Origin of the sequence: Streptomyces sp. NPDC048664 (genome assembly GCF_040650555.1) — a bacterium.
Classification (GTDB): domain Bacteria; phylum Actinomycetota; class Actinomycetes; order Streptomycetales; family Streptomycetaceae; genus Streptomyces.
In genome coordinates this window covers 73527-88015 of sequence record NZ_JBEZHK010000016.1, presented here as the reverse complement: position 1 = coordinate 88015, position 14489 = coordinate 73527, and the positions used below count along the sequence as shown (strand labels likewise).

Here is a 14489-nt window from a genome sequence, read left to right as displayed (position 1 = left end):
GGCACGGAACGGGTACGCGTGCGCCCCGGGTCAGTACGACTTCGGCAGGCCCAGGGTCTGGTGGGAGACGTAGTTGAGGATCATCTCCCGGCTGACCGGCGCGATGCGGGCCACGCGCGCGGCCGCGATGAGCGAGCCGATGCCGAACTCGCGGGTGAGGCCGTTGCCGCCGAGGGTGTGCACGGCCTGGTCGACGGCCTTCACACAGGCCTCGGCCGCCGCGTACTTGGCCATGTTCGCGGCCTCCCCGGCGCCGGCGTCGTCGCCCGCGTCGTAGAGGTGCGCCGCCTTCTGCATCATCAGGCGGGCCAGTTCGAGTTCGATGTGGGCCTGCGCGAGGGGGTGGGCGATGGCCTGGTGGGCGCCGATGGGCGCCTTCCAGACGGCGCGCTCGCGCGCGTACGCGACGGCCCGGGCCAGCGCGAAGCGGCCCATGCCGATCGCGAAGGCGGCGGTCATGATGCGCTCGGGGTTGAGCCCGGCGAACAGCTGCAGCAGGCCCGCGTCCTCGTCTCCCACGAGCGCGTCGGCGGGCAGCCGTACGTCGTCGATGGTCAGCTCGAACTGCTTCTCCGCGCTGCTCAGTTCCATGTCGATCCGGTGCCGGCCGAAGCCGGGGGCGTCCCGGGGGACGATGAACAGGCAGGGCTTGAGATGTCCGGTGCGGGCGTCCTCGGTGCGGCCGACGATCAGGGTGGCGTCGGCGATGTCGACGCCGGAGACGAACACCTTGCGGCCGTTCAGGATCCAGTCGCCGCCGTCACGGCGCGCGGTGGTGGTGATGCGGTGGGAGTTGGAGCCGGCGTCCGGTTCGGTGATGCCGAAGGCCATGGTGCGGGTGCCGTCGGCCAGGCCGGGGAGCCAGGCCCGCTTCTGGGCGTCGGTGCCGAAACGGGAGATGACGGTGCCGCAGATCGCCGGTGACACGACGAGCATGAGCAGGGGGCTGCCCGCGGCGCCCAGTTCCTCCAGGACGATGGAGAGTTCGGCGATGCCGCCCCCTCCTCCGCCGTACTCCTCGGGGAGGTTGACGCCCAGGTAACCGAGCTTGGCCGCGTCCCGCCACAGCTCCTCGGGCTGGCCGCCGTCCCTGATGACGGTGGTGAGGTAGTCACGGCCGTAGCGGGCGCCCAGGGCGGCCACGGCGGATCGCAGGGCCTGGTGCTCTTCGGTCTCCGTCACGGAGCTCATGTGTGTCTCCCGAGTGGTGTGACGTGCGCTTCCGTTGGTGGCTTGTGCGTCTGCGGTCGGGGGCTGGTGCGCCTGCGGGGCGCCGGTCAGGCGTCGTGGGCCGATTCGTCCACCACTGCCAGGAGCGTGCCCGGTTCGACCTGCCGGCCCGGGGTGGCGTGCAGGGCGGTCAGCGTGCCGGCGGCGGGAGCGGTGATCCTGTGTTCCATCTTCATCGCCTCCAGCCACAGCAGGGGCTCGCCCGCCCGTACGGCGGAGCCGACGGCGAGGCCTTCCGCCACGCGGACGACCGTTCCCGGCATCGGGGCCAGCAGGGAGCCGGGGGCGTGGGCGGCCGACGGTTCGGTGAAGCGGGGGAGGGCGGTGAGGGCGGTGGCGCCGACGTGGACCTGGTCGCCGTACCGTGCGATCTCGAACCTGCGCCGCACGCCGTCCCGTTCGAGGATCACCAGGTCGGCGTCCACGTGCACCACCTGCACCCCCGGCGCCACCAGGCCCTCGCGCGTGTGCCGGTAGCGGACCTCGTGCTCCTCGCCCGCCATGAGGTAGCGCTTGACCTGGTCCTGGGAGGCGAGGTTGCGCCAACCGCCGAAGCGCGAGCGGCCGTGGCCGTCCGCGAGGGCGGCGGCCAGCGGGGCGTGCGGGTCGGGGGCGGGGTCGGCCAGGGCGGTGAGGTGGCGCTCGTAGAAGCCGGTGTCCATGCGGGCGGCGGTGAACTCCTCGTGGCGCAGGGACCGTACGAGCAGGTGCCGGTTGGTCGCCGGGCCGTGGACGGTGGCCCGTTCCAGCGCGCCCGCCAGCCTCCGGACCGCCTCGGCGCGGGTGGGCGCGTGCGCGATCGCCTTGGCGAGCATCGGGTCGTAGTGGACGCCGACGGTGTCGCCGTCGGCGTACCCCGCGTCCAGGCGCACCCCGGGGACCGCCAGGCGGTGCAGGGTGCCGGTCTGCGGGGCCCAGCCGGCGGCCGGGTCCTCGGCGTACAGGCGGGCCTCGACGGCGTGGCCGTGCGGGCGCGGCGGCTCGGCCGCCAGCGCCTCGCCCTCCGCGACCCGGATCTGGAGCGCCACCAGGTCGATGCCGAACACGGCCTCGGTGACCGGGTGTTCGACCTGGAGGCGGGTGTTCATCTCCAGGAAGTGCGCCGTGCCGTCCGCCACCAGGAACTCGACGGTGCCGGCGCCCACGTAGTCGACGGCGCGGGCGGCCCGCTCGGCCATCGCGCACAGGGACGCGGTCAGTTCCGGGGCCAGGCCCGGCGCGGGGGCCTCCTCGATCACCTTCTGGTGGCGTCGCTGGAGGGTGCAGTCGCGGGTGCCCAGCACCCACACCGTGCCGTGGGTGTCGGCGAGGACCTGCACCTCGACGTGGCGTCCGCCCTCCACGTACGGCTCGACGAAGACCTCGTCGTCGCCGAAGGCGCCGAGCGCCTCGGCGCGCGCGGCGGTCAGTTCGGCCTCCAGGTCCTCCAGGCGCCGTACGACCCGCATGCCGCGGCCACCGCCGCCGGCCGCGGCCTTCACCAGGACCGGCAGGTCGTCCGCGGTCACGGAGGTGAGCGGCTCCAGCCCCATCAGCTTCTTCGCGCGGGTCTTGGAGGCCATCGCCTCGATGGCCTCGGGCGGCGGCCCGATCCACACCAGGCCCGCGTCGATCACGGCGCGGGCGAAGTCGGCGTTCTCGGACAGGAAGCCGTACCCGGGGTGCACGGCGTCGGCGCCGGAGGCGAGGGCGGCCTTCACGATTCTGTCGGCGCGCAGATAGGTGTCGGCGGGCGCCGCCCCTTCGAGCCGTACGGCGGCGTCGGCCGTGCGCGTGTGGAGCGCGCCCGCGTCGGCGTCCGAGTGCACGGCGACGGTGCGGACGCCCAGTTCGTGGCAGGTGCGGAAGACGCGGCAGGCGATCTCGCCGCGGTTGGCCACCAGGACTGAAGTGATCATGGGCCTCACATCCGGAAGACGCCGAACCCACCGCGCGCGCCCTCGAAGGGCGCGGTGTGGATCGCGGACAGGCACAGGCCGAGGACGGTGCGGGTGTCGCGCGGGTCGATGACCCCGTCGTCGTACAACCGCCCGGACAGGAACGTCGGCAGGGACTCGGACTCGATCTGCTGCTCGACCATGGCGCGCAGCGCGGCGTCCGCCTCCTCGTCGTAGGGCCGCCCCTTCGCGGTGGCGGACTGCCGGGCGACGATGGACAGGACGCCGGCGAGCTGCTGCGGGCCCATGACGGCGGACTTGGCGCTCGGCCAGGCGAACAGGAAGCGCGGGTCGTACGCCCGCCCGCACATGCCGTAGTGCCCGGCCCCGTAGGAGGCGCCCATGAGCACGGACAGGTGCGGCACCCGGCTGTTGCTGACCGCGTTGATCATCATGGCGCCGTGCTTGATGATGCCGCCCTGCTCGTACTCCTTGCCGACCATGTAGCCGGTGGTGTTGTGCAGGAACAGGAGCGGGATGTCCCGCTGGTTGGCGAGCTGGATGAACTGGGCCGCCTTCTGCGACTCCTGGCTGAACAGCACGCCCTGCGCGTTCGCCAGCACCCCGAGGGGATAGCCGTGCAGGGTGGCCCAGCCGGTGCACAGGCTGGGCCCGTACGACGGCTTGAACTCGTCGAAGTCGGAGCCGTCGACGATGCGGGCGATGACCTCGCGCGGGTCGAACGGCACCTTCAGGTCGCCCGGGACGATGCCGAGGAGGTCCTCGGGGTCGTACTTGGGCGGGGCCGCCGGTCCCGGCTCGGGGTGGGCCTTGCGGTGGTTCAGGCGGGCCACCACGCGGCGTGCCTGGCGCAGGGCGTCCGGCTCGTCCGCGGCGAAGTGGTCGGCGAGGCCGGAGACGCGCGCGTGCATCTCGGCGCCGCCGAGGGACTCGTCGTCGCTCTCCTCGCCGGTGGCCATCTTCACCAGCGGCGGCCCCCCGAGGAAGACCTTGGCGCGCTCCTTCACCATGATCACGTGGTCGGACATGCCGGGGACGTAGGCGCCCCCGGCGGTGGAGTTGCCGAAGACCACGGCGATGGTGGGGATTCCGGCGGCGGACAGCCGGGTCAGGTCCCGGAAGATCGCGCCGCCCGGGATGAAGATCTCCTTCTGGGAGGGCAGGTCGGCGCCGCCCGACTCCACCAGGCTGATCAGCGGCAGCCGGTTGGAGAACGCGATCTCGTGCGCGCGCAGGGCCTTCTTCAGGCTCCAGGGGTTGCTGGCGCCGCCGCGCACCGTCGGGTCGTTCGCGGTGATCAGGCACTCGACGCCCTCGACCACACCGATGCCGGTGACCAGGGAGGCGCCGACCGTGTGGTCGCTGCCCCAGGCGGCGAGCGGGGACAGTTCCAGGAAGGGGGTGTCGGGGTCGAGGAGCAGCTCGATGCGCTCCCGGGCGAGCAGTTTGCCGCGCCCCCGGTGCCGTTCGACGTACTTCTCGCCGCCGCCCGCGAGCGCCTTGGCGTGCTCGGCGTCCAGGGCGGTGAGCTTGGCGAGCATGGCCTCGCGGTGGGCCCGGTGGTCCGGGTCGCGTACGTCCACAGCTGTGGAGAGGACCGTCACAGCAGAGCCTCCGGTATGTCCAGGTGGCGGGAGCGCAGCCATTCGCCCAGGCCCTTGGCCTGCGGGTCGAAGCGGTGCTGCGCGGCGACGCCCTCGCCGAGGATGCCCTCGACGACGAAGTTCAGGGCGCGGACGGCGGGCAGGAGATGGCGCACGACCGTCAGGGCGGCCGTCTCCGGCAGCAGCTCCCGGAACCGGTCGACGGTCAGCTCGTGGGCGAGCCAGCGCCAGGCGGCGTCCGAGGTGGCCCACACCCCCACGTTGGCGTTCCCGCCCTTGTCGCCGCTACGCGCCCCCGCCACCAGGCCGAGCGGGGCGCGGCGCGTGGGGCCCGGCGGGAGCGGCTCGGGCGGCGGCGGCTCGGGGACGTCGTCGAGCACGGCGGTGGCGTGCGGCGCGGCCACGGGCAGGCGCCGCCCGTCGTCCAGGACCGCCACGTGCCCGACGTCGCCCTGGGGGACGTACGCCGCCTCGAAGACACCGTAGGGCGCCCCCTTGCCCGGCGGGGCGAGCACGTGGAAGCCGGGGTAGCTGGCCAGCGCCAGTTCGATCGCGGCCCCGCTCAGAGCCCGCCCCACGACGGCCTGGTCGGGGTCGCGCACGACGAGCCGCAGCAGCGCGCTCGCCGTCTCCTCGGTGTCCGCGTCGGCCCGGTCGGTCCGCACCAGCTCCCAGGTCACCTCGGCGGGGGCCCGCTCGGCGCGCGCGAAGGCGTCCGCCATCTGCTCCCGCACGAGCGCGGCCTTGGCCTCGATGTCCAGCCCGGTGAGCACGAAGGCGACCTCGTTGCGGAAGCCGCCGAGCCGGTTGAGCCCGACCTTGAGGGTGGGCGGCGGGGCCTCACCGCGCACGCCGTCGATCCGCACCCGGTCGGGGCCGTCCTGGGTGAGCCGCACGGTGTCCAGCCGGGTGGTGGCGTCGGGTCCCGCGTAGCGGGCGCCGCCCGTCTCGTACAGCAGTTGCGCGGTGACCGTCCCGACGTCCACGAACCCGCCGGTGCCCGGGTGTTTGGTGATGACGCTGCCGCCGTCCTCGTGGATCTCGGCGAGCGGGAAGCCGGGGCGCCGTACGTCGCCCTTGGCGAAGAAGGAGTAGTTGCCGCCGGTGGCCTGCGTCCCGCACTCCAGGACGTGCCCGGCGACGACGGCGCCCGCGAGCCGGTCGTGGTCGTCGGGCCCCCAGCCGAAGTGGGCGGCGGCGGGCCCGGTGACCAGGGCCGCGTCCGTGACCCGGCCGGTCACCACGATGTCGGCGCCCGCCCGCAGGCACGCGGCGATGCCGAACCCGCCGAGATAGGCGTGCGCGGCGAGGCTGCCGGGGTACCGGCCGGTGAGGTCGTCGCCCTCGACGTGCGCGACGCGCACCGGTATGCCGAGCCGGTCGGCCAGTGCCCTGACGGCTTCGGCGAGTCCGGCCGGGTTGAGGCCGCCGGCGTTCGCCACGATCGTGACGGAGCGCTCGTGGGCGAGGCCCAGACCCTCCTCCAACTGCTTCAGGAACGTGCGGGCGTATCCGGCGGACGGGTCCTTCAGCCGGTCGCGGCCGAGGATCAGCATCGTCAGTTCGGCGAGGTAGTCACCGGTCAGGACGTCGAGTTCGCCGCCGGTGAGCATCTCGCGCAGGGCGTCGAAGCGGTCGCCGTAGAAGCCGGAGGCGTTGCCGATGCGCAGCGGCCTCATGCCGGACCCCCCTTCGGCGCGCGGCCGTCGCCGGGCGGGCCCGCGAACGCCTGGGCGATGTCCAGCCACTGGTCGGCGTCGGGGCCCTCGGCGCGCACGGCGAGGTCGTCGCGGTGCGCCCGCTGGGTGACCAGCAGGCAGAAGTCGAGCGCGGACCCGGTGACCCGCTGGGCGGCGTCCTCCGGGCCGAACACCCAGGTGTCCTCGCCCGAGGGGGCGCGGAGCTCCACACGGAACTCCTCCTTGGGCGCGCTCAACCCCCGCACCGCGTAGGTGAAGTCGCGTGCGCGCACCCCGATGCGGACCACGTGCCGCAGCCGGTCGGTGGGGGCGCGCCTCACGCCGAGCGCGTCGGCGATGTCCTGTCCGTGCGCCCAGGTCTCCATCAGCCGGGCGGTGGCCATCGACGGCACGGCCATGGGCGGCCCGTACCAGGGGATCCGGGTGCCGGGGGGTGCCGCGCGCAGGGCGGTGTGCAGGGCGGCCCGGTCCGCGCGCCACTGGGCGAGCAGTTCGGCGGGCGAGCGCTCGGCGCCCTCGGCGGCCGCGTCGTCCACCCAGGTCCCGGCGGAGGCGAGCGCCTTCTCGACCTGTCCCGCGAACGCCTCGGGGTCGGTGGCGGCCAGCAGCGCGTCCCGGTCGGTCCAGGCGAGATGAGCGATCTGGTGGGCGACGGTCCACCCCTCGGCGGGGGTCTGGAGGGCCCACTGGGCGGGGCTCAACCCGGCCACGAGGCGGTCGAGTTCCTCGCTCTCGGCGTGCAGATCATCGAACACGGGCGGTGTCGGATCGGACATGGGGGGAGCATGGCAGCGGGGCCAGAAACAATCAAGCGTGCTTGCATGGATTTTCCCCGCATGGATTTCCCCATCCGGGAGTCTTCCACAAGCCGTCACGCGAACGCATACGAACCGCTACTTTCGGTGATCAGGAGGTGGTCGGAATGACCATCCGGCAACTCGACCCCACCGGGTCGCCCTTGGAGTACTACGGCAACGAACTGCGCCTGGCACGCCAGGCGGCGGGGCTCACCCTGGCGCAGCTCGGCGCGATCCTCTACTGCACCGGGTCGCTGATCGGACAGATCGAGACCGCGATCAAGGTCCCCCAGCGGACCTTCTCCCAGCGTGTGGACGCGGCGCTGGGCACGGACGGGAAGTTCGACCGGCTGGTGGGCCTGGTGCTGCGGAGCGTCCTGCCCAGCTGGTTCCAGCCGTATGCGGAGATGGAGGCAAGAGCGGCGTACATCTCCACGTTCCAAGCCCAGTTGATGGACGGCCTGCTCCAGACGGAGGGGTACGCGCGGGCGGTGCTGGGCATGCGTGCGGAGGGCGGCGATCTGGACGCCAAGGTGGCGGCACGCCTGGAGCGTCAGCGCGTCCTGGAGGGCGAGCATCCGCCGCTGGCTTGGGTGGTGCTGAGCGAGGCGGTGCTGCACCAGGCGGTGGGCGGCCCGGAGGTCATGCGGGAGCAGCTCGCCCATCTGCTGGCCGCGGGTGAGAAGCGGTGGCTGAACGTGCAGATCCTGCCGTTCAAGGCGGGCGCGCACACCGGACTGCCGGGCTCGTTCAGCCTTCTGCGTTTCGAGAAGGACCCGGACGTCGTCTACACCGAGGACTTCGTCCAGGGCCATATGACCGCCGATCCGTCAGCCTTCAGGGAAGGCTCCTTCCGATACGATCACCTGCAGGCCGCGGCCCTCTCCCTGGAGGACTCGGTGGCACTGATCGCAGACGTGATGGAGCACCGTTATGGGGAAGCACTCCGGAGATGGCGAGCGCACAGTGGCGTAAGTCGTCGTACAGCGGCGACACGGGCGGCGACTGCATCGAGTGCGCACCGCTGGGTGCCGCCGCCTGGCGCAAGTCGTCCCACAGCAGCGACACGGGCGGCCAGTGCGTCGAATGTGCGCCGATGGGTGGCGCCAGCTGGCACAGGTCCTCCCACAGCGGCGACACGGGCGGCCAGTGCGTCGAGGTGGCCGACCTCAGCGCGCACATCGCCGTCCGGGACTCCAAGAACGTGGCGGCCGGGGCGTTCACGGTGAGCCCCGAGGCGTTCACCGCCTTCACGGCCTTCGCGACCGAGAGCGCGGTCAGTCCGAACGGTTCGTGACCGGCCGGCCGCGGTGACGGTGCCGAGGTGGGCGGAGCCGCGACCTCGGCCGGCCGGCCGAGGTCGAACCGGCATGGGGCGGGCGGCAGGCGGGACTTGGCGTCTGGTGGACTACGTCCCGTGAGTGACACCCTGCGGGACCGGATCGAGCGGTACTACGCCACGGTGCCCCTGTCGTTCGCCGTGGCCGAGGACTTCGGGACGCTCCGGCTGTTCGTGCGCGAAGGGCCGGGCACCCCGTACTACGGCGGCCCCAGCCACGCCCAGCCCACCGGCCGGGGCACCGTCGACACCATCGACGTCGACGCCGCCACCGTCGATGTCGGCGACATCGCCCGCGTACGCGCCCGGCAGCGCGAGCTCGGCGTGCCGGAGGCCTTCGAGTGGCTGGCGGAGACGGCGCCGGGCATGCGCGGCCTGATGGAGGCCGCCGGACTGCCGGTGCTGGAGCGGCCTTTGATGGTACTGGAGCCGCACCGCGCCCTGAGCGCCACCCCGTTGCCCGGCGGTGCGACGCTCCGGGTGGTGACGGCGGACGACCCCGTGCTGCCCGCCGTCCTCGCCCTGCCCCGCCTCGCGTTCGCGCAGCAGGACACGGAGGTGGGGCCGGCGGGTCGTGCGGAGCTGCTGAGGGTCGCCGGTGAAGTCCGCGCGGACGGCACCGTGGACGCGGTGCGCCCCACGCTCGCCGCCGGGCACAAGACCCTCATCGCCGCCCTCGGCCCCGACGGCACCCCGCTGGCCGCCGGGCACTACCACCCGGCCGCCGGCGCCACCGAGATCGGCGGTGTCGGCACCCTCCCCAGCGCCCGCCGCCAGGGCCTGGCCCCGGCCGTCACGGCGGCCCTGGCCCGCCACGCCCGCGACCACGGGGTGGGGACGGTCTTCCTCGCCTACGCCCAGGACGTGGTCGCCCGCATCTACACCCGCCTGGGCTTTCGCCGCACCGACACGACCCTACTGATCGCGAACCAGCCCGCGCGGTCATGAGCACACGGGGGATGGGGCGGGCGCGTCAGGCGTCCCGCCGCACCAGCGCCCGCCACCCCGCCACCAGCGCCGCCGCCGCCCACAGTGCCGTCACCCCGAGCCCCGGCCAGGGGCCGATCGGCCCGGTCGGGGTCTGGTACAGGATCTGCTGCCCCGCGTGGTCCGGGAGGAGGTCGGCGGCGCTCCCGGCGATGTCGCCGATCACGAAGGAGCCGATCAGGATGAACGGGATGAGCAGGCTGAGGACGGCGACGGCGCTGCGCAGCAGGAACGTCAGGCCCATGGCCAGCAGGGCCATCAGGGCGAGGTAGAGCCCCGCGCCGACGCAGGCGCGCAGCGCTCCCGGCGTGCCGAGGCCGATGGCGTACTCCCCCAGGAACGCCTGCCCCACGAAGAAGGCGGCGAACGACGTCGCGAGCCCCACGGCGAGGGAGGCCACGGCCACGACCGCCGTCTTGGCGGCGTAGAAGCGGCCCCGGTGCGGCACGGCCGCAAGGGAGATCCGCAGGGCCGCCCCCGCGTACTCGGACGACGCCGCGGTGACACCGAAGGCGATGGCCGCGATCTGCGCGAAGTTGACGGCGTAGAAGGCGCCGAAGACAGGGTCCCCGCCGTTGTCGGCCTCGGCCCGCCCGACGGTCGCGAAGACGAGCACGGTGATGGCCTGCGTGGCGGCGAAGACCGCGATCAGGGACCCGAAACTCGCCCGGACGGAGCGGATCTTGAGCCACTCGGAGTGGAGCAGCGCGGCGACGGACATGGTCAGACCTCCTGCGGTGCGGCCGGGGACGCGGGGGTGGCGAACTGGGCTTCCTTCGCGGTGAGGGCGAGATAGGCCTGCTCCAAGGAGGTCCGTTCGTCGCCGAGTTCGTGGATCGGGATGCCCTCGCGGGCGGCGAGGGCTCCCACCTGCCCGGCGGTGGCGCCCTCCACCACCCAGCGGCCCTCCCCGCCCGCCTCCACCGTGTGCCCGCCGGCCAGCAGCGCGGTCCGCAGCCTCACCGGGTCGCCGCTGCGCACGTGCACGCGCGCCCGGCTGTGCCGCTCGATGAAGTCCTCCAGGGACGCGTCGGCCAGGAGCCGTCCCCGGCCGAGGATCACGAGGTGGTCGGCGAACGCCGCCGTCTCGTTCATCAGATGGCTGGAGACCAGCACCGTCCGGCCCTCTCGGGCGAGTGCGCGCAGCAACTCCCTGATCCAGACGATCCCCTCCGGATCGAGGCCGTTGGCGGGCTCGTCCAGCAGGAGGACGGGCGGATCGCCGAGCAGCGCGGCGGCGATGCCCAGGCGCTGGCGCATCCCGAGCGAGAAGGTCCTGATCCGGCGGCGCGACACGGAGGCGAGGCCGGTCTGCTCCAGCACCGCGTCCACGCGGCGGGCGGGGATGCGGTTGCTGACGGCGAGGAAGCGCAGGTGGTCATGGGCGGTGCGGGAGCCGTGCGCCGCCTGCGCGTCCAGCAGGGCGCCGACCGTGCGCAGGGGTTCGGGACCCGTCCCGTAGGGGCGGCCGCCGACCGTGGCGGTGCCGGAGGTCGGGCGGTCCAGGCCGAGGACGAGACGCATGGTGGTGGACTTGCCCGCGCCGTTGGGGCCGAGGAAGCCGGTGACCCGGCCCGGTTCGATGCCGCACGTCAGGCCGTCGACGGCCCTGGTACCGCCGTACTCCTTGGTGAGGTCGGTGAGTTCGATGCTGGTCATGGTCCAAGCGTCGGCGGAACGGCGCGGGCGGGCCTCCCCCGCGGGAGCGGAACCCCTCCCCCGCGGGCGGGGCACGTCTCCCCCGCCCGGGGGAGACGCCGGTCCGGCACCCCCTGCGAGGATCGCGGCATGCCCCGCCTCCTGGCGCCGCTGACGCGCGCGGTCACCTACACCCGCTGGCTGCACCTCCTGCTGGGCGGCCTCGTGCCGGTCGCCTGCGGGATGGTCTACCCGGGGCTGAACAACCCGTCGCCCGCGGACTGGGCCCTGACGATGGTCCTGCCGGTCCCCGTGGTCCTCGCCGTCGCCCTCGTGCCCGCGGTCCGCCGCGCGGAGGGCCTCCAGGCGCGGCTGATGCTGTTCCCCGGTCCGCACGCACGCGTGCGGGGCGGCGAGGAGCCGGGCGTCTCGGCCGCCCCGTCCGCCACCTGGAGCGACCGGGCCAGAACCGGCGCCTGGCTGGTCCTGCGGGTGGAAGCGGGCTTCGCCGTCGGGATGGTGACGGTGCGGCTGATGGCGCTGGCCCTGGCCCTGGTCGGGGCCACCGCGGGGGACGGCGGCGCCGCGGACCCCGGCGTCGGGGGCGCGCCCGTGCGCGTGCCCGGGGGGAGCCTGGCGTACGCCCTGCTGGTACCCGTACCCCTGCTGGTGCTGCTCGCGGTGACCGCCGGCGCGGGAGCCCTCATGGCGGGGGCGGCCCGCCGGCTGCTCGGGCCCTCGGTCAGGGAGCGGCTGTCGGAGCTGGAGGAGCGCACCGAGCGGCTCCTGGAACGCAACAGGATCGCGAGGGAGTTGCACGACTCCCTCGGGCACGCGCTCACCCTCGCGGTGGTCCAGGCGGGCGCCGCCCGGGCCGCGGCCGACCCGGGGTTCACCGACCGGGCGCTGGCGGCCATCGAGGAGACGGGGCGGGCCGCCCTGGAGGACCTGGAACGCGTCCTGCTCGTGCTGCGCGAGACGGGCCGGCCGGCCGGCACCCGTCCCGGGCTCGACGAGGCGAGCCGGCTGCTGGAGTCCGCGCGGTCCTCGGGCGCCCTGGCCGACGCCGAGGTGACGGGGCCGTTGGAGCATCTGCCGGGCCCGGTCTCGCGCGAGGCCTACCGGATGCTGCAGGAGGCCCTGACCAACGTGCTCCGGCACGCGGGACCCGTGCCCGTCGGCGTCCGGATCACCGTGCGGGGCGGGCGGCTGCGGCTGGAGGTGCGCAATCCTCTGGCTCCGACGGGGCAGGCGGCCGGATCCGGCGGGGGCGACGGCGGCGGGACCGGCCGGGGCAGCGGCAGCGGGCTGCGCGGGGTGCGCGAGCGGGCCGCGCTGCTCGGCGGCGAGGTCCAGGCGGGGCGGGAGGGCGACCAGTGGCTGCTGCGCGTCGACCTGCCGCTGTCCCAGAGCACGTGAGCCCCGTAGGGTCACCTGATGCCTCTCACCGTGCTCCTCGTCGACGACGAACCCCTCGTACGGGCCGGCCTGCGGGCCGTGCTGGAGGCCCAGCCCGACATCGACGTGGTGGGCGAGGCCGCCGACGGGGCGGCCGTGGTCCCGCTCGTCCGGCGACTGCGGCCCGACGTCGTCGCCATGGACGTGCGCATGCCGCTGATGGACGGGATCGAGGCCACCCGGGCGGTGCTGCGCACCGTGCCGGAGCCGCCGAAGATCGTCGTGGTGACGACGTTCGAGAACGACGAGTACGTCTACGGCGCGCTGCGCGCCGGTGCCAGCGGCTTCCTCCTCAAGCGGGCGCGGCCCGCGGAGATCGTGCACGCGCTGCGGCTGGTGGCCGCGGGCGACTCCCTGCTGTTTCCGGCCGGAATACGGCAGTTGGCCGCCTCGTACGGGCGGACGTACGGCACCTCCGAGGCCCGTGCGGCCCTGGAGCGGGCCGCGCTCACCGAGCGGGAGGGCGAGGTGCTGCGGCTCATGGCGCGGGGCCTGTCGAACGCGGAGATCGCCGCGCGTCTGGTGGTGGGGACGGAGACCGTCAAGTCCCATGTGAGCGCCGTCCTGGCCAAGCTCGGCGCCCGGGACCGCACGCAGGCCGTCATCGCCGCGTACGAGTCCGGCTTCGTGTCGCCGGGCTGACCCCGGTCGCCCCGGTCGACTCCCCCGTACAGGCGCGTCCAGGGTTCACACACCTGTCCTAGTCTATTACCCTGGACCGGCAGGTACATCATGATGAACGAACTTCGACGCGATTCTGGACGGCGCCCGTGAACAGGCCAAGCACCGCCTCCCCCGGCCCGGTTCCGGCTCCCGTTCCGGCCGCGGCTGCGACCGGGCCGGGGTCCGGACACCCCGGCCCCGACGGGCCGCGCTCCCGCCGCCCGGGCACTCCGGGCGGCCTCGGCGCCCTGGGCCCCGTGGGTCTCGTGCTCGCCGGTGGCGTCTCCGTCCAGTTCGGCGGGGCGCTCGCGGTCACCCTGATGCCCCGCGCCGGCGCGCTCGGGGTCGTCTCCCTGCGGCTGCTCGTGGCCGCCGTCGTCCTGCTGCTCGTCTGCCGACCCCGGCTGCGCGGGCACTCGCGCGCCGACTGGGGCACCGTCGTCGTCTTCGGCGTCTCCCTGGCCGCGATGAACGGCTCCTTCTACCAGGCCCTGGAGCGCATCCCGCTCGGCCCCGCCGTCGCCCTGGAGGCCCTCGGCCCGCTCGCCCTCTCGGTCCTCGCCTCCCGGCGCGCGGTCAACCTGGTCTGGGCGGCCCTGGCACTGACGGGCGTCTTCCTGCTCAGCGGCGGGGGCTTCGGCGGCCTGGACCCGGTGGGCGTCGCGTTCGCCCTGGCCGCGGGCGCGATGTGGGCCCTGTACATCGTCTTCAGCGCCCGCACGGGCCGGCGCTTCCCCCAGGCCGACGGGCTCGCGCTCGCGATGGCCGTGGCCGCGGTGCTGTTCGTGCCGCTGGGCGTCGCCGAGTCCGGCTCGAAGCTGCTCGTCCCGGCGACGCTCGGGCTCGGCGCGGGCGTGGCCCTGCTCTCCTCGGTCCTGCCCTACACCCTGGAGCTGCTGGCCCTGCGCCGGATGCCCGCCGCGACCTTCGCGATCCTGATGAGTCTGGAGCCCGCCGTCGCGGCCACCGCCGGGTTCCTGGTCCTCGGCCAGTCGCTGAGCGCGCCTCAGGGGGTGGCGATCACGCTGGTCATCGCGGCGAGCATGGGCTCCGTCCTGACCCAGGCCCGACGGGGCCGGGCGGTGCCGGTCGAGCCGGAGGCCTGAGGCCTGAGGCCTGAGGCCTGAGGCCTGAGGCCTGAGGCCTGAGGGCTGAGGGCTGAGGGCTGCCCCTGG

At 74.2% G+C, this 14489-nt stretch carries 12 protein-coding genes and 1 pseudogene; 6 read left to right on the top strand and 7 right to left on the bottom strand.

What is annotated here, in order from left to right; all coding sequences use genetic code 11:
* Nucleotides 1–30 precede the first annotated feature (30 nt).
* The 5 genes from AB0C59_RS19100 to AB0C59_RS19080 form a co-directional block, all read right to left on the bottom strand.
* Nucleotides 31–1191, bottom strand: a complete 1161-nt coding sequence (locus tag AB0C59_RS19100) for an acyl-CoA dehydrogenase (RefSeq protein WP_363005956.1) — start codon at nt 1189–1191, stop codon at nt 31–33.
* Between the two features lie 86 nt (nt 1192–1277).
* Nucleotides 1278–3128: a biotin carboxylase N-terminal domain-containing protein gene (locus tag AB0C59_RS19095; RefSeq protein WP_363005954.1), complete on the bottom strand. Its 1851-nt coding sequence runs from the start codon at nt 3126–3128 to the stop codon at nt 1278–1280.
* A gap of 5 nt (nt 3129–3133) precedes the next feature.
* On the bottom strand, nt 3134–4732 hold the full coding sequence (locus AB0C59_RS19090) for a carboxyl transferase domain-containing protein (protein WP_363005952.1): 1599 nt from the start codon (nt 4730–4732) through the stop codon (nt 3134–3136).
* A complete protein-coding gene (locus AB0C59_RS19085; RefSeq protein ID WP_363005950.1) occupies nt 4729–6411 on the bottom strand; it encodes an acyclic terpene utilization AtuA family protein in 1683 nt (560 codons plus the stop codon). The genes AB0C59_RS19090 and AB0C59_RS19085 overlap by 4 nt, the downstream gene beginning before the upstream one ends.
* Entirely contained in the window at nt 6408–7208 is an 801-nt protein-coding gene (locus tag AB0C59_RS19080) for a TIGR03084 family metal-binding protein (protein ID WP_363005948.1), read from the bottom strand. Before AB0C59_RS19080 ends, AB0C59_RS19085 begins: the two co-directional genes overlap by 4 nt.
* A gap of 146 nt (nt 7209–7354) precedes the next feature.
* On the opposite strand from AB0C59_RS19080, the pseudogene AB0C59_RS19075 reads away from it, so the two are divergent.
* From AB0C59_RS19075 to AB0C59_RS19065, 3 genes and pseudogenes are all read left to right on the top strand, one after another.
* Nucleotides 7355–8167, top strand: a pseudogene (locus AB0C59_RS19075) (helix-turn-helix transcriptional regulator); the annotation flags it as partial.
* A 14-nt stretch (nt 8168–8181) separates the two neighbouring features.
* A complete protein-coding gene (locus AB0C59_RS19070) occupies nt 8182–8526 on the top strand; it encodes a DUF397 domain-containing protein (RefSeq protein WP_363005946.1) in 345 nt (114 codons plus the stop codon).
* A 120-nt stretch (nt 8527–8646) separates the two neighbouring features.
* Complete coding sequence (locus AB0C59_RS19065) at nt 8647–9516, top strand: GNAT family N-acetyltransferase (protein ID WP_363005944.1); 870 nt, start codon at nt 8647–8649, stop codon at nt 9514–9516.
* Nucleotides 9517–9541: 25 nt separating this feature from the next.
* Here the strand turns inward: AB0C59_RS19065 and AB0C59_RS19060 are convergent, their stop codons facing one another.
* Complete coding sequence (locus tag AB0C59_RS19060; RefSeq protein ID WP_363005942.1) at nt 9542–10276, bottom strand: ABC transporter permease; 735 nt, start codon at nt 10274–10276, stop codon at nt 9542–9544.
* Between the two features lie 2 nt (nt 10277–10278).
* Entirely contained in the window at nt 10279–11214 is a 936-nt protein-coding gene (locus tag AB0C59_RS19055) for an ATP-binding cassette domain-containing protein (RefSeq protein WP_363005940.1), read from the bottom strand.
* Nucleotides 11215–11343: 129 nt separating this feature from the next.
* Here AB0C59_RS19055 and AB0C59_RS19050 point away from each other — a divergent pair, with 129 nt between their 5' ends.
* The 3 genes from AB0C59_RS19050 (at nt 11344) to AB0C59_RS19040 (ending at nt 14420) form a co-directional block, all read left to right on the top strand.
* Nucleotides 11344–12612 (top strand): histidine kinase, encoded by a 1269-nt coding sequence (locus AB0C59_RS19050; protein ID WP_363005938.1) that lies wholly within the window; start codon nt 11344–11346, stop codon nt 12610–12612.
* Nucleotides 12613–12630: 18 nt separating this feature from the next.
* Nucleotides 12631–13293 (top strand): response regulator transcription factor, encoded by a 663-nt coding sequence (locus AB0C59_RS19045; RefSeq protein WP_363005936.1) that lies wholly within the window; start codon nt 12631–12633, stop codon nt 13291–13293.
* Between the two features lie 128 nt (nt 13294–13421).
* Nucleotides 13422–14420, top strand: coding sequence for an EamA family transporter (locus tag AB0C59_RS19040; protein WP_363005934.1), 999 nt, complete (start codon nt 13422–13424; stop codon nt 14418–14420).
* Nucleotides 14421–14489 lie beyond the last annotated feature (69 nt).

What these genes read in the sequence shown, in the direction of transcription:
- AB0C59_RS19100 (WP_363005956.1), bottom strand. Translation starts at nt 1,191, where the DNA reads ATGAGCTCCGTGACGGAGACCGAAGAGCACCAGGCCCTGCGATCCGCC.
- AB0C59_RS19095 (WP_363005954.1), bottom strand. Translation starts at nt 3,128, where the DNA reads ATGATCACTTCAGTCCTGGTGGCCAACCGCGGCGAGATCGCCTGCCGC.
- AB0C59_RS19085 (WP_363005950.1), bottom strand. Translation starts at nt 6,411, where the DNA reads ATGAGGCCGCTGCGCATCGGCAACGCCTCCGGCTTCTACGGCGACCGC.
- AB0C59_RS19080 (WP_363005948.1), bottom strand. Translation starts at nt 7,208, where the DNA reads ATGTCCGATCCGACACCGCCCGTGTTCGATGATCTGCACGCCGAGAGC.
- AB0C59_RS19070 (WP_363005946.1), top strand. Translation starts at nt 8,182, where the DNA reads ATGGCGAGCGCACAGTGGCGTAAGTCGTCGTACAGCGGCGACACGGGC.
- AB0C59_RS19060 (WP_363005942.1), bottom strand. Translation starts at nt 10,276, where the DNA reads ATGTCCGTCGCCGCGCTGCTCCACTCCGAGTGGCTCAAGATCCGCTCC.
- AB0C59_RS19055 (WP_363005940.1), bottom strand. Translation starts at nt 11,214, where the DNA reads ATGACCAGCATCGAACTCACCGACCTCACCAAGGAGTACGGCGGTACC.
- AB0C59_RS19050 (WP_363005938.1), top strand. Translation starts at nt 11,344, where the DNA reads ATGCCCCGCCTCCTGGCGCCGCTGACGCGCGCGGTCACCTACACCCGC.
- AB0C59_RS19045 (WP_363005936.1), top strand. Translation starts at nt 12,631, where the DNA reads ATGCCTCTCACCGTGCTCCTCGTCGACGACGAACCCCTCGTACGGGCC.